Source organism: Neptunicella plasticusilytica (genome assembly GCF_047922965.1).
Lineage (GTDB): Bacteria > Pseudomonadota > Gammaproteobacteria > Enterobacterales > Alteromonadaceae > Neptunicella > Neptunicella plasticusilytica.
Genome location: NZ_CP150481.1, coordinates 2,340,663 through 2,355,739, shown reverse-complemented (window position 1 = coordinate 2,355,739; position 15,077 = coordinate 2,340,663). Strand labels below are relative to the sequence as shown.

General features: G+C 46.2%; 11 protein-coding genes. 3 read left to right on the top strand and 8 right to left on the bottom strand.

From position 1 onward, the window contains the following. Window positions 1-183: 183 nt before the first annotated feature. On the top strand, window positions 184-2,556 hold the full coding sequence (gene ppsA, locus V1467_RS10465; RefSeq protein ID WP_416304925.1) for a phosphoenolpyruvate synthase: 2,373 nt from the start codon (window positions 184-186) through the stop codon (window positions 2,554-2,556). 77 nt (window positions 2,557-2,633) lie between these two features. Here ppsA and V1467_RS10460 read toward each other — a convergent pair whose 3' ends face one another. Then, window positions 2,634-2,861, bottom strand: a complete 228-nt coding sequence (locus tag V1467_RS10460) for a PGPGW domain-containing protein (protein ID WP_416304924.1) — start codon at window positions 2,859-2,861, stop codon at window positions 2,634-2,636. A 193-nt stretch (window positions 2,862-3,054) separates the two neighbouring features. Between V1467_RS10460 and V1467_RS10455 the strand changes: the two genes are divergently transcribed. Then, window positions 3,055-6,090: an FAD-binding and (Fe-S)-binding domain-containing protein gene (locus tag V1467_RS10455; protein WP_416304923.1), complete on the top strand. Its 3,036-nt coding sequence runs from the start codon at window positions 3,055-3,057 to the stop codon at window positions 6,088-6,090. A 33-nt stretch (window positions 6,091-6,123) separates the two neighbouring features. On the opposite strand, the gene V1467_RS10450 is transcribed toward V1467_RS10455, so the two are convergent. Both V1467_RS10450 and V1467_RS10445 read right to left on the bottom strand, forming a co-directional pair. Beyond that, window positions 6,124-6,582: a GNAT family N-acetyltransferase gene (locus tag V1467_RS10450; RefSeq protein WP_416304922.1), complete on the bottom strand. Its 459-nt coding sequence runs from the start codon at window positions 6,580-6,582 to the stop codon at window positions 6,124-6,126. A 70-nt stretch (window positions 6,583-6,652) separates the two neighbouring features. Then, a complete protein-coding gene (locus V1467_RS10445; RefSeq protein WP_416304921.1) occupies window positions 6,653-7,801 on the bottom strand; it encodes a JmjC domain-containing protein in 1,149 nt (382 codons plus the stop codon). A 183-nt stretch (window positions 7,802-7,984) separates the two neighbouring features. On the opposite strand from V1467_RS10445, the gene V1467_RS10440 reads away from it, so the two are divergent. Next, window positions 7,985-9,442, top strand: coding sequence for an NAD-dependent succinate-semialdehyde dehydrogenase (locus tag V1467_RS10440; RefSeq protein WP_416304920.1), 1,458 nt, complete (start codon window positions 7,985-7,987; stop codon window positions 9,440-9,442). A gap of 62 nt (window positions 9,443-9,504) precedes the next feature. On the opposite strand, the gene V1467_RS10435 is transcribed toward V1467_RS10440, so the two are convergent. The 5 genes from V1467_RS10435 to V1467_RS10415 form a co-directional block, all read right to left on the bottom strand. Continuing rightward, window positions 9,505-10,731, bottom strand: coding sequence for an adenylate/guanylate cyclase domain-containing protein (locus tag V1467_RS10435; protein WP_416304919.1), 1,227 nt, complete (start codon window positions 10,729-10,731; stop codon window positions 9,505-9,507). Window positions 10,732-10,820: 89 nt separating this feature from the next. Next, window positions 10,821-12,194 carry an adenylosuccinate lyase gene (purB, locus tag V1467_RS10430; RefSeq protein ID WP_416304918.1) on the bottom strand — a complete coding sequence of 458 codons (1,374 nt, stop codon included), beginning with the start codon at window positions 12,192-12,194 and terminating at the stop codon, window positions 10,821-10,823. Window positions 12,195-12,212: 18 nt separating this feature from the next. Continuing rightward, a complete protein-coding gene (hflD, locus tag V1467_RS10425) occupies window positions 12,213-12,848 on the bottom strand; it encodes a high frequency lysogenization protein HflD (RefSeq protein WP_416304917.1) in 636 nt (211 codons plus the stop codon). A 1-nt stretch (window position 12,849) separates the two neighbouring features. Continuing rightward, a complete protein-coding gene (gene mnmA, locus V1467_RS10420; RefSeq protein ID WP_416304916.1) occupies window positions 12,850-13,947 on the bottom strand; it encodes a tRNA 2-thiouridine(34) synthase MnmA in 1,098 nt (365 codons plus the stop codon). Between the two features lie 395 nt (window positions 13,948-14,342). Next, window positions 14,343-14,912 (bottom strand): rRNA large subunit pseudouridine synthase E, encoded by a 570-nt coding sequence (locus V1467_RS10415; protein WP_416304915.1) that lies wholly within the window; start codon window positions 14,910-14,912, stop codon window positions 14,343-14,345. Window positions 14,913-15,077: the final 165 nt, after the last annotated feature.

Sequence of the window (15,077 nt, the reverse complement as noted above, 5' to 3'; positions counted from 1 at the left end):
TTATAACCAACATTCTAAAATCATCTGCGTAAAAAGCCAGTATTCATATAAAAAGCCGGATTTGTTTAAAAAATATAATAATAACAAGCGAAAAATTGGACGCGTAAGCACAAAGATCTAATAGATTGGAAAATGATTGGGACATAACGTCTCCATAACCTCAATATGCAGGAGTACCCTACAGTGCAAGAGTATGTTTTATGGTATCAACAGTTGGGCATGGCCGACGTTGATCGGGTGGGAGGCAAGAACGCATCCCTGGGAGAAATGATTTCTAATTTGGCCAATGCCGGTGTGCAAGTGCCCGGTGGTTTTGCTACCACGGCGCTGGCATTTAACGATTTTCTTGAGCAAAGTGGCCTGAACGACAGAATTCATCAATTGCTGGATGAACTGGACGTAGATGACGTCAGTGCTTTGGCAGTGGCCGGTAAAACTATTCGCGACTGGATTATCGAAACTCCCTTCCTGCCTGAACTGGAAAGCCAGATAAAGTCCGCTTTCGCCCAGTTACAGGGCGAAATGGGGGATGAGGCGTCTTTTGCTGTACGTTCCTCTGCCACAGCCGAAGATATGCCCGATGCCTCGTTTGCCGGTCAACAAGAAACCTTTTTGAATGTAAAAGGTTATGGCGCGGTAATGGTGGCAATTAAGCATGTATATGCCTCGCTGTTTAACGATCGGGCGATTTCCTACCGCGTACATCAAGGTTATGACCATAAAGGCGTTGCATTGTCTGCCGGCGTTCAGCGCATGGTGCGTAGCGATTGTGCGTCTTCTGGTGTGATGTTTACCATTGATACCGAATCCGGTTTTGAAGATGTGGTGTTTATTACGTCCTCATTCGGTTTGGGTGAAATGGTGGTACAGGGTGCTGTAAATCCTGATGAGTTTTATGTACACAAACCGACGTTGGACAGAGGTAAACCCGCCATCGTGCGGCGTAATATGGGTAGCAAACTGACCCAAATGATTTATTCCGATAATCAGGATCATGGCAAGCAAGTTTCAATTGTCGATGTAGAGCCCGCCAAAAGCCTGACGTTTTCTATTAACAATGCTGAAGTGACTGAGCTGGCCAAACAAGCCCAGATCATCGAAAAGCATTACCAGCGGCCTATGGATATTGAATGGGCCAAAGACGGTATCGATGGCAAGTTGTATATTGTTCAGGCCCGCCCTGAGACTGTGCGTAGTCGTGAGGATATCCAGGTCATTGAGCGCTTTAACCTTAAAGGTAAAGCCAAGGTTGTTGCCGAAGGCCGCGCCATCGGTCACAAAATTGGTAGCGGCATCGCCAAAGTATTATCCGGCGTGGAAGAAATGGAAAAGATCCAGCCAGGAGATGTGCTGGTTACCGATATGACCGATCCTGACTGGGAACCGATTATGAAGCGGGCCTCGGCGATTGTGACCAATCGCGGTGGACGCACCTGTCATGCCGCAATTATTGCTCGCGAGCTGGGTATTCCGGCTGTGGTGGGATGTGGCAATGCCACTGATTTAATCAGTAATGGCGATCAGGTGACGGTATCGTGTGCTGAAGGGGATACCGGTTATATCTATGATGAGCAACTGGAGTTTGACGTCACTACATCACGTATCGATTCTATGCCGGATTTACCGTTGAAGGTGATGATGAATGTGGGAAATCCTGACCGTGCCTTTGATTTCGCGCGCTTACCCAATGCGGGTGTCGGTTTGGCCCGTCTGGAATTTATTATCAACCGTATGATTGGCGTACACCCAAAAGCCTTGCTGAATTATGACTTGCAGCCGGATGAGGTTAAACAGGACATTGATTTAATGATGGCCGGTTATGAATCACCGGTAGAGTTTTATATCAGTAAACTGGTTGAGGGCATTGCCACTATTGGTGCGGCATTCTCGTCGCAAAAAGTGATCGTGCGGATGTCGGATTTTAAATCGAACGAGTACTTCAACCTGATTGGTGGTTACCAGTACGAGCCTGATGAAGAGAACCCGATGCTCGGTTTCCGTGGTGCCAGTCGTTATATATCAGAAGACTTCCGTGACTGCTTTGCCCTTGAATGCGAAGCGATAAAACGGGTGCGTAATGATATGGGACTGACCAATGTCGAGATTATGATCCCCTTTGTGCGTACTGTGGAAGAAGGCCGCAAGGTCGTAGAACTACTGGCGGAGCAGGGACTTAAGCAGGGTGAAAACGGCTTACGCATTATTATGATGTGTGAACTGCCTTCCAATGCGCTGCTGGCGGATCAATTTCTGGATATTTTTGACGGGTTTTCTATCGGTTCCAATGACTTGACCCAGTTAACTTTGGGACTGGACCGGGATTCAGGCGTGATTGCGCATTTATTTGATGAACGTAATGATGCGGTCAAAGCGCTGTTGTCAATGGCAATTAAAGCCGCCAAAACGCGCGGAAAATATGTGGGTATTTGCGGACAAGGCCCATCGGATCATGAAGATTTCGCTGCCTGGCTAGTCGAGCAGGGCATCGACAGTGTGTCATTAAATCCTGATTCGGTTGTTGAGACGTGGCTATATTTGGGTGAGAAGCACGCCTGATTGATTTAATCATCCGATAACAAAAAGCCAATCCGTTGATTGGCTTTTTGTTTTTAATTCATCTGGATTATGGGTTTTCAGTTACGACGATGTTTACGCGCCAGCAAATAACTGTCCAGTTTGCGGGCTGAATGCGACATGCTGCGCTGACTTAGTTTTAGCCAGCGTCGAGCCAACGGAAAATCAAAACTGAGCAACATCAGTCCGATGGCGATAGTCAAAATTGAACCGGGTAAAATGAAAAAGGTAAGCAGCCCAAACAACACTAATCCGGCCCCTAATATCATTCTAATCATTCTTTTCATTGTCATCTTCGATTACTTGCCACAAATGTATAGCGCTACTATAGAGTATATGGCGTCGGACAACATACAAAACAGTTGTTACAAACTCTTACTCACCAAGCATATGCCCGACATTATTTGCATATAGCGGCAATAGCGGGGGGCGTTTTGTTTCGGTATACTGCATGCATTCTAGAATCGTATTTGTGTATTCATGCTTCCTGTTGTTGATCCCCAAGCCAGTCTGGAACAAAACTATCTGGATTATCTGGCGGTATTACCTGAATCCGGTTTTTCCGGTGAAATAGAAACGGCTTATTCCAGCCGACTTGCTGTGTCTACCGATAACTCGGTGTATCAGGCATTGCCGCAAGCTGTGGTGTTTCCTAAAAATATTGATGATTTGACGCTGCTGGGGCGCACTGCTGCCGAAAGCCGTTTTATTGATATCCGTTTTAGCGCCAGAGGCGGGGGGACAGGTACTAACGGTCAATCCCTGACGCAGGGGATTGTCGTGGATGTATCGCGGCATATGAACCGGATACTGGACTTCAATGCCGAACAAAAATGGGTCAAGGTTCAGGCGGGTGTCGTCAAGGATCAGCTCAATGATTTTTTACGCCCGTTCGGCTATTTTTTCTCGCCAGATTTGTCCACTAGTAACCGTGCCACCATTGGCGGAATGATCAGTACTGATGCGTCAGGGCAGGGCTCGCTGGTTTACGGTAAAACCAGTGACCATGTGCTGGGGTTGACCTCGGTGCTGGCCAATGGTGATATTCTTGATACTGTTCCCGTTAGTGCTGAATCAGCACAGCAGCAAGCCACTACAGATAGCATCACGGGTCGAATCTATCAACAAATATTAGCCACTTGCGTTGGAAAGCGGCAGCAAATTTTGGCCAAATTTCCGCGTTTAAACCGTTTTTTGACGGGTTACGATTTGGAACATGCTGTCAGTGATGATTTGCAGCAGATTGATCTGAGCCGCATTATTAGCGGTTCGGAAGGCTCGCTGGTATTTGTTGCCGAAGCCACGCTCAATGTTACCCCTATTGCCAAATTCAAGGCACTGGTCAATATCAAATATGATTCATTTGAATCGGCTTTGCGCCACGCTCCGCAAATGGTGGCTGCGCAGGCGACGTCGGTAGAAACTCTGGATAGCAAAGTCCTCAATCTGGCGCGTCAGGATATTATCTGGCACAGCGTTAAAGATATGATCAGTGATGTACCAGGCAAGGATATGCTAGGCCTGAATATGGTCGAATATAACAGTGAATCGGAAGCTGATTTTGATGACAAGCTGTTGACTCTGGAATCGGTGTTGCAAGCTGACATCGCTCAGCAGCGCAATGGGGTTATTGGTTATCAGATTACTCGCGATACCAGCCAGATTACCAATATCTACGCGATGCGGAAAAAATCGGTCGGTCTATTGGGTAAAGCCGAAGGGCCGCAAAAACCGCTGCCTTTTGCTGAAGATACTGCAGTGCCACCAGAAAATCTGGCCGATTTTATTATGGAGTTCAGGGCATTACTGGACGGGCACGGATTGCGCTACGGCATGTTTGGGCATGTGGATGCCGGAGTATTGCATGTACGCCCGGCGCTGGATATGTGCGATCCGGCGCAGGAGCGTCTGATGAAAGAAATTTCCGATCAGGTAGTGGCGTTGGTGGCTAAATACGGCGGCCTGATGTGGGGAGAGCACGGCAAAGGTTACCGTTCGGAATATTCGCCGGAGTTTTTTGGTGATGAGTTGTTTGCCGAATTGCAAAAAATTAAGGCAGTGTTCGATCCATATAACAAGATGAATCCGGGCAAGATTTGCACGCCTTATCAAAGTACTGAGTCACTGGTCAAAGTGGATGATGTGAAACGTGGCCAATATGATCGGCAAATTCCTGTCAATATCCGCGAATCCTTTGCGCCAGCGATGAACTGTAACGGCAATGGCCTGTGTTTTAACTACGATACTAAATCCCCTATGTGCCCTTCCAGTAAGATCACTCGCGATCGTCGTCACAGCCCCAAAGGGCGAGCCGGTATGATGCGCGAATGGCTGCGCCTGTTAGCCAAGCAGAATGTCAATATTGAACAACTGGAAACGGCCCCGGAACAAATAAGCTGGCTGAGTAAATGGCGCAACAGCCGCAATCGTCACAATAGCGAGCAGCAGGATTTTTCTCACGAAGTGTTGGAAGTTATGGACGGGTGCCTGGCCTGCAAGGCGTGCACCAGCCAGTGTCCGATTAATGTCGATGTACCGACGTTCAGAGCCCGGTTTTTATCTATTTATTACCAGCGTTACAGCCGCCCGCTAAAAGATATGTTAGTGGGCAATATTGAAAAAATGGCACCGTTAATGGCGAAAGCACCAAAACTGGTGAACTTCTTTTTAAGGCAGAAATGGGTTAATAACCTGATCGATAAATCGATTGGTTATGTGGATACCCCTTTGTTAACTTCACCCAATCTGCGACAACGAGTGCAACATCGTTACGCCTTTGATTTGACTGAGCTAGAGAACATGAGCGCTGAGCAGCGGAGTCAAGTGGTGCTACTGGTGCAAGATCCTTTTACCAGTTATTACGAAGCCGAATTGGTGGATGACTATTTACAATTTATTGAAAAACTTGGCTATCAACCGGTGCTGGTACCTTTTGTGCCTAACGGTAAACCACAACATGTGAAAGGCTTCTTGCAGGAATTTGCCAGTACGGCAAAAAATGCCGCGCAACTGCTTAACCGCCTGGCGGCGTTAGGCTGTCCGATGCTGGGAGTCGATCCGTCGCTGGTGCTTTGTTACCGCGATGAATACAGTAAAGCGCTTGGCAAGGTGCGTGGTGAATTTGAGGTACTGCTGGTGCATGAATGGTTGAGTCGCTTGCAACAGTTACCCAGTGTTAACGCGCCGAATGATTTTTACCTGTTTTCCCATTGTACCGAGAAAACAGCGTTGCCGGTCAGCGGCAGTGAATGGCAGACAATATTTTCCCGTTTTGGATTATCATTAAAACTGGTTGAAACGGGATGTTGTGGCATGGCGGGTACTTACGGCCATGAGAAATCCAATCTGGATAATTCCATCGGGATTTATAATTTAAGTTGGCAACAGCAAATAACGGAGCTTAAACCCCAACAAATACTGGCTACCGGTTATTCCTGCCGTAGTCAGGTAAAACGTATTGAGGGTTTTAAACCAAAGCACCCAGTACAGATATTGTTAAATTCGTTGAGTGATTGAGTTTGGCAACGGATAAGCGGGGCAAGTCCCCGCTTAGTGAGTATATTGCAAGTCTGCCACTTGGCATTGTGTAATAGGGCAAGCCATCCGCTGTCTGGGAATACCTGCATCCATATATACTGTTCCGACCGGTTGAAATCCCTGTCGTTGATAGTAGTCTATCCCTTCTAATTCACACTGAACGATAACGGCATCAATATGCTGTTTTCTGGCCAGTTTTAGCAACGCTTTAAACAATTTTTGATATACCTCCGGATGACGGCAATGGCGGTCAACCGCAACTCTGCCCATTTCGCCTTCTGGCGTAATCCGGCCAGTGGCGATAGGTGTTTCCTGCTCATCAAAAATTAATACATGTAAAGAGCGGGGATCCTGCTGATCAAACTCGATATCCCGGGGGATCCGCCACTCACACACAAACACCTTTTCTCTCAATTGGGTCAGTTTGTCTTTAGCATTCTTCCAGTCGACGCTTTTTGCTCTTAACGTCATAAATGCTCTCCTTAGGGATTGCTGTTCTTTATCTTCACCACAGTGGTCGATTTGAATGAGTAACAACCCCTTAACACTCAGGGAACCAGTACCCTGTATTAACAAGAATAGTTAACATCTGTATAAAATCTAGCCACTCCTGCGTTCGGGCTAAGTTTTGAGCTTGAAAAACGTCCTGATTAAGCAGTTGTATCATCAAAGGTTGGCTGTGCTGAGGAAGCTTAAATGCCTGTCCGTCCAGATAAAAACTAAAGTCATCTGACTGGCTTTGCTGATATAGCGGTTTTAATCCTCCTCGCGGGCTAAAGGTAACGCCCTGTTCCAGCAGTTTATATATATCATCTGGCGTAAAGGGGGGATCGGGCTCTAATTCATCCCCGGGCGCGGACTGGCTCAAATGGGTAAGTATGAATCTTTCAAAATCATCGCTTTGTATTGCTTCTGTCATCAATTTTCTAAATCTGCACAGTTCTGCATCCAGAATTAACGCGGGGCTGGAGCGTGAAGCAATATCTGCATCACTAAATCGTTGATTAAAACTGTTGGTTTGCACAGCAAAATCGGCCAGAGACAGGATTAAATCCTGCTGGGAAGGGGCGCGAAAGCCGACTGAATAATTAATGCAATCTTCCAGTGCGATGCCGTTATGTGGCCACCCCGGGGGAATATAAATAATATCGCCGGGGTAGAAAATCTCATCAATAACGGGTTCAAAGGTTTCAATCTGACTCAACTGTGGATGCGGGTAGATTTTCTGATGCTCTCCAGGCTGACCAATTTGCCAACGCCGTGATCCTTTTCCCTGGACGATAAATACATCGTATTGATCCAGATGTGGCCCGACACCGGCTCCGGCGACTGAATAGCTGATCATTAAATCGTCAGTACGCCAAAACGGCAGGAAGTTAAAGGCCGACATTAATGCTTGGCTGTCCGGAATATGGTGATTGACACTTTGCACCAGCAACGACCATTGATTGACACACAGAGCGGTAAAATCATGCTCTGTAAAAGGGCCTTGCTCCATGCCCCAACCATCTTTGGAACGACTGATAATACGTGCATCAATCTCTTCTTCCATCGCCAGGCCGGCAAGTTCATGCTCATCAACAGGATCAATAAAGTTGACCAGTCCTTGGCGAATGATACAGGGCTTTTTTTGCCAGTAAGTATTCAAAAATAACTCGGGATCAACCCCGTTCAGACGAAAATCTTGCATGTAATAACCAGCTAAAATGGATGGACTTAAAGGACGCTAATACTTTCTATAATCAAGTTAATAACGAGAATGAATTAAGACGGTTGGTTGAATATTTTTAATTTAACCTCAGGTACTTATTAGAAGCAATATAAAGTCTATTATTGTAAGTTGACCCAGTCAGCCAAAATGCAGGAGCAAGCCATGCAAGCGTTAAAAGAAAAGTCTTTGTTGCGTCATTCATCCTATATTGATGGACAGTGGCAAACCGGTGGCAACCATATTGATGTGATTAATCCCGCCACAGGCAAATCCGTTAGCCAGGTGGTTAATGCGGGAGCGGAACAGGCAGAAAAAGCCGTAGTAGCGGCTAAAGTGGCATTACCCGCGTGGTCATCAAAATCGGCGGGTGAGCGTGCTGCTTTGATGCGCAAGTGGTTTGACTTGATGATGCAGCATCAGGACGATTTGGGTCGTATCCTGACCCTGGAACAAGGTAAACCGTTAAAGGAAGCAAAAGGTGAAATCGCCTACGGCGCGTCTTTTATCGAATGGTTTGCCGAAGAAGCAAAACGGGTTTATGGCGACGTTATTCCATCTCCTGGTGCGGACAAACGCATTGTGGTGTTAAAGCAACCAGTAGGTGTGGTTGCGGCGATAACGCCCTGGAATTTCCCCAATGCCATGATTGCCCGCAAGGCTGCCGCGGCATTGGCCGCAGGCTGCACTTTTGTGGTACGTCCCGCCACACAAACCCCGTTATCCGCGTTAGCGATGGCCGAACTTGCCGAACGGGCCGGTATTCCAGCCGGTGTGTTTAATGTGGTGGTAGGGGACGATGCCAAAGCCATAGGTAAAGTGCTTACCCAACATCCAGATGTGGCTAAGTTTACTTTTACTGGCTCGACTCAGACTGGCAAGTTATTAATCGGACAGTGTGCTTCTACGGTTAAAAAAGTGTCGATGGAATTGGGGGGCAATGCGCCTTTTATTGTATTTAATGATGCAGATATTGACGCCGCGGTGGAGGGGGCAATTGCGTCCAAATATCGTAATGCCGGGCAAACTTGTGTGTGTACCAATCGCATTTTTGTTCAGCAGGATATTATCGAAAAGTTTACCGATAAGTTTGTCGATGCAGTCGCCAAACTAAAGGTTGGCGACGGGCTGAAAGATGGTGTTGATATTGGTCCGCTGATTACCGAGGATGCGCTATCTGGTGTGATTAAATTGGTCGAACAGTCGGTGGAGCAGGGGGCGCAGGTGGTTCTTGGAGGAAAAACACACAAAGCCGGAGACAATTTCTATATGCCGACGGTAATGACCAACGTCAATAACGATATGCCGGTAGCCCAAACTGAGATATTTGGACCGGTTTCGCCAATTATCGGCTTTGCTGATGAGCAGCAGGTAATTGACATGGCTAACGATACCGATGTAGGGCTGGCTGCTTATTTTTATTCCCGAGATATTGGCCGTATCTGGCGGGTGGCAGAAAAACTGGACTATGGCATGGTAGGCATTAATGAAGGATTAATATCCAATGCGGCAGCTCCTTTCGGGGGAGTCAAACAGTCAGGTTATGGTCGTGAAGGTTCCAAGTACGGACTGGATGACTATTTGGAAATAAAATATTTGTGTATGGGTGGGCTGGATAAGTGATACCAATCCGTATAAACAATTGCCCACTCAGCGAGAATTTATACGGATTGGTATGACAGGCTTTAGCGACTGGCTGAATTAGGATGCATTAGCCAGTAACTGTTAATTTCACCCATACCTTTAACCTCTATTTTGCCGCGTAAACGGCATTGAAACTGATCTTTAACCTGTAAATAGGTATTCTCGGTAATCTGGATTTTATGGCTTTCACCATAGCTTTCCATGCGTGATGCCAGATTGACTGCTTCGCCCCACAGGTCATAGCTGAATTTGTTTTTACCTATGACACCGGCCACCACCGGGCCGGTATTGATACCAATACGTAATCCGTTGTCGAGTTGATGTTCTCGGCAAAAACGTTCAAAGCAGTGTTGCATTTGCAATGCACATTCACACACCTGGACGGCGTGATATTTGTCCGAATTGGGCACCCCGCAAACAGCCATGATTTCATCACCGATGGTCTTAATCTTTTCCAGACGATAACGACTAAGCACCAGATCGAACTCGCTATATAGATCGTTCAGCAAGCTGACCAGCTCAATAGCAGATTTATGCTGGCTTAACTGTGAAAAATTGGAGATATCAGCAAACAGTATAGTTGCCTGATCAAAATAATCGGCTACAGGTTGACTGGATTCCTTCAATCGTTTGGCGATAGCCGGAGGCAATATATTCAGCAATAAATTTTCCGAGCGTTTTCTTTCATAATTCACCTTTTCTCTATCCAGCTGGGTATTTAACTGAATATAAAATGCACACAGGATCCCGGCGATGACCAGATTGATCAGGTTAGTGGTGCCGACCAACTGGCTATAGTCGAGATGGCTGGCTGGCGTCGGCGGGTTTATAAAGCCGAACAATAGGGTCAAAAGCGCAAAATAGCCGATGATGGTCCGGCTGAGTAACGGTGAATCGACCTGAAAAATAAATGGCGTGGCAAACACGCCAAGCAAGAAAAAATAGTGCACGTTGGCCTGGGCGCCCAAATGCAGTGCCGTTAAAATTAGGTAGCCGCTATATATGCTAATCAACGCTAGCCGGGCCAACAGATGCTGACGCAGGTGATTAAGTAGCGGGATAATTATACACAGCAGAATAGCGGCAAGATTAATCAAACACTGGTTAGCGCCTCCCTGATCCCAGAATGCTGGCATAAAGGGAACTTGGGCGCACAGTGTTAGCGCAAAAATAAGAGTGACAACATTGTTGATTCTGATTGGACTGATAGTGTCCAGCGTGGAATGCTGGCTGCCAGCTTTTATCCACAATGATACTGTCCGTAGCATTGTTAGTCCCTTAATAGAAAAACAGGTGAAGACCTACACAGTGTAGTCAATTCACCTGTTTTGTCATTTAAAGGGGCACGCAGTTTTTTTTATTGAACCAGATCATCTACAAAAGCGATTGCGCGACCAATATAATTGGCTGGAGTCAGTTGCTTGAGTTCTTCTTTGACGGCGTCAGGTAATGCAAGTCCGTCGATAAACTCGGCCATAATAACCTGATTGACACGTTTGCCACGGGTCAGCTCCTTGAGTTTTTCATAAGGCTTTTCGATAGCATAACGACGCATTACTGTCTGGATCGGTTCTGCCAGCAATTCCCAGTTACTATCAAGTTCATCCAGCAGGCTCTGGGTATTGATTTCCAGTTTGCTGATCCCTTTTAATGACGCCTGATAGGCAATCAGCGAGTAACCGACGCCAACGCCAAGATTGCGTAGTACCGTTGAATCGGTTAAATCGCGTTGCCATCGGGATACCGGCAATTTGACCGACAGATGGGCAAAAATCGCATTGGCCAAACCTAGATTACCTTCGGAATTTTCAAAATCAATTGGATTGACTTTGTGTGGCATAGTGGACGAACCAATTTCGCCGGCCACGGTTTTTTGCTTGAAATGGCCCAAAGCAATATAACCCCAAATATCACGGTCAAAGTCGATTAAAATGGTGTTAAACCGTGCGATAGCATCAAACAGTTCGGCAATATAGTCATGTGGTTCAATTTGCGTAGTATACGGATTCCAGTTGATCCCCAATGACGTAACAAATTGCTCAGACAGACTATGCCAGTCCACATCTGGGTAGGCAGCAAGATGCGCATTATAGTTACCTACAGCACCGTTAATTTTGCCCATAATTTGTACTGCAGCAATCTGATCGCGCTGACGTTGCAAGCGGATCATCACATTGGCCATTTCCTTGCCCATGGTAGTAGGTGTGGCAGGTTGGCCGTGTGTGCGAGCCATCATCGCTACAGATTTGTTTTCAATCGCTAGTTTCTTTAGCTCGGCGATAAGTTTGTCACAATAAGGCAAAATAACCTGATCACGTGCTTCGGTTAGCATGAGTCCGTGAGACAAATTATTAATGTCTTCCGACGTGCAGGCAAAGTGAATAAATTCGTTGATGGCTTGCAATTCGGCATTATCGGCGACTTTCTCTTTTAGGAAATATTCTACCGCTTTTACGTCGTGATTGGTGGTTGCCTCAATGTTTTTTACCCGCTGCGCATCGCTCGGATTAAACTGGCTGACAATGTTATCCAGCAACAGGTTTGCTTGATCGCTTAATGGCGGCACTTCGTCAATTTTTGCCTGGCTGGCAAGTAACTGTAACCAGCGTACTTCAACTTGTACGCGATATTTGGTTAGGCCAAATTCACTGAAGATTGCTCTTAACTCAGTGGTCTTATTACCATATCGTCCGTCGACAGGGGATATGGCCGTCAGGGCAGATAGTTCCAAAGGGATATTCTCCTAAAATTAATGAATCTGGTTAATATGCTGTAATGCGTCATTTGCGGCATTTAAAATATGACGGCGACTAAACAGTATCTGGCGTCGTTTACCACCTAACTGACGCCATAGCACGGCGGCTCTAATACCGGCTAACAGTAGCGCTCTTACCTTATGTTGATTCAGCGGCTGTTTGAGCTGCTCCGGGTCTCCCGCGACCTGAATTTTGGCTCCAATCGGACTGACTACTTCGGTATATACACTGGCAATATTGCTCAACATTTGGCTGTCAAACAGTGAGTAAAGAGACTGTTGACGTTGTAATTGGCTGATGCGTTGGCCCAATTCAGACATCTTTTGGCTATTGCCGGCCAATTTGCGTTCAAGTTGCAAAATACCAGCAATATAACGGGTAATCTCGGCGTCTTTTTTGACTGCTTTGTTGCTCAATTGGGCGGCAAGCGTGGTAAAGCCAAGTTGGAGTTTACTGATATCGCCAAACACTTGTTCGGTATTATCTGCATCAATCACCACTAAAGAATGGATGCTGGCCAGAAAACCATGCTCGTCCAATTGCTGTTTACGCGCAATTTGCTGCACCAGTGATGCGGCCTGACAGACCCCTGCCAGGGCGATATGTTTATCTTGTATTGAGTCTTTCATGTTATCGGATATAACTCTCTATAATCCCGCCACCCAGACAAACTTGATCCAGATAAAATACCGCTGACTGGCCCGGTGTTACTGCCTTTTGAGGTTGGTCGAACAATACTTCTACCTGGTTATTGTTAACGGTTAATTGACAGGGGATATCTTCTTGTCGATAACGGGTTTTAACCGTGCAACGTAATTTTTGTTGTGGACCAACTCGATCAACCCAGTGTAGCTGGTTAGCCACCAATCCCCTGGAGTAAAGCAGGGGATGATCGGCTCCCTGACCGACTATCAATACGTTGCGGGCGATATCTTTGTCCACCACGTACCAGGGCTCTTCCCCATATTCACTTAATCCGCCAATCTGCAGCCCCTTGCGTTGACCCAATGTGTGATACATCAGACCTTCATGTTGGCCTATAGCTTCACCGTTGGCGGTTTCAATGATGCCTGGCTGAGCGGGCAAATATTGGCTGAGAAAATCTTTAAATTTACGCTCGCCGATAAAACAGATACCGGTACTGTCTTTTTTATCGTGAGTAACCAAGCCTTGCTGCTCGGCAATTTTGCGCACTTCGGGCTTATCCAGATGACCGATAGGAAATAAAGTCTGGGCAATATGCTCATGGCTGAGCGTATATAAAAAATAGCTTTGATCTTTATTGCCGTCGTGACCGCGTAACATTTGCCATTGGTTATCTTTGTTGCCGCGTTGTACATAGTGACCGGTGGCGATGTAATCGGCGCCCAGTTCTTCTGCGGCAAATTCCAGGAACGCCTTGAACTTGATTTCCTTGTTACACATGATATCTGGGTTAGGTGTGCGCCCCGAGCGGTATTCGTCCAGAAAATACTCGAATACATTATCCCAGTATTCGGCGGCAAAATTAATCGTATGCAATGGCATACCGAGTTTATCGGCCACGGCCTGGGCATCGGCCAAATCCTGGGCCGCTGCGCAATATTCATCAGAATCGTCTTCTTCCCAGTTTTTCATAAACAGCCCTTCAACCTGATAACCCTGTTGTTGAAGAAGGTAGGCTGAAACAGATGAATCTACCCCGCCGGACATACCGACGATGACTTTAGTTTGGCTATTTTCTGACATGATTGAAAACGAAGGACTTTTCCGAAATTTTAAGGACGCGCATTCTAACAAAACAGACAGTTAAAATCATCCACCATAACCAATATACCCGCACCACGTCAAAATGACGGATTCAAAGCGGCTTAAGTGCACAATTTAATGTGGTTTGGGGATATATAACCCCAACTCGGGATAAGAAATGTCGTTTATATTTACAAAGGGTAAATAATTCAGTTAGTTATATTATTCACTCAACCATTGTTGAATAAATAGGTTACTCAATGACGACATTTTTGTGCCTGGCAAGGCGGGGGTTCGTACGTCATAGCGGGCTATGACTAGAAAGCCCAACGCTGCCAGGTGCAAAAAGAGCGTTATTGAGAGGCGTGGCTTATCCCGAGCTGGGGTTATATAGATTAGACCTCAATATATTGGCCGCTCTGGATACCATCTAACGTCCAGTTACCCACTCGATAACGGATCAAACGCAGGGTAGGGTAGCCTACATGGGCGGTCATTCTGCGTACCTGACGATTTCGTCCTTCGGTAATGGTCAGACTGAGCCAACTGGTTGGGATATGCTGCCTGAAACGAACCGGTGGGTTACGTGGCCATAGTTCCGGCTCTTCGATTATTTCTACTTTAGCGGGGGCTGTCCTACCATCTTTAAGTTCTACACCTTGAGATAACTGCAGAATTTTATCATCGGTAATTTGACCTTCTACCTGCACCCAATAGGTTTTGCTGGTTTTATGTTTGGGATTGGCCAGTTTATGTTGCAGCTTGCCATTATTGGTCAGCACCAACAGGCCTTCACTGTCGCGATCCAGCCGTCCTGCCGCATATACTTCAGGAATATCAATAAAGTCTTTGAGCGTGGCGCGCTGTTCGGTATCAGTAAATTGGCACAACACATTGAAAGGTTTGTTGAACAAAATAACTTTTGGCTGTTGGTGGTTTTTATTCAAAGGCTGTTTTTTAGCCATAGAGAATAATCCTTTTGGGATATAAAATAAGATTTGACGATTTGCACTATAAGCTGAATTGTTTATTATCCCACACCAAATTAGAGAACGATAACTCAATTATTATCGTTGCGTTATTTTCAATATGCATAGCAACGCATACATTTTCCAGGAGCCGAAAAGTAA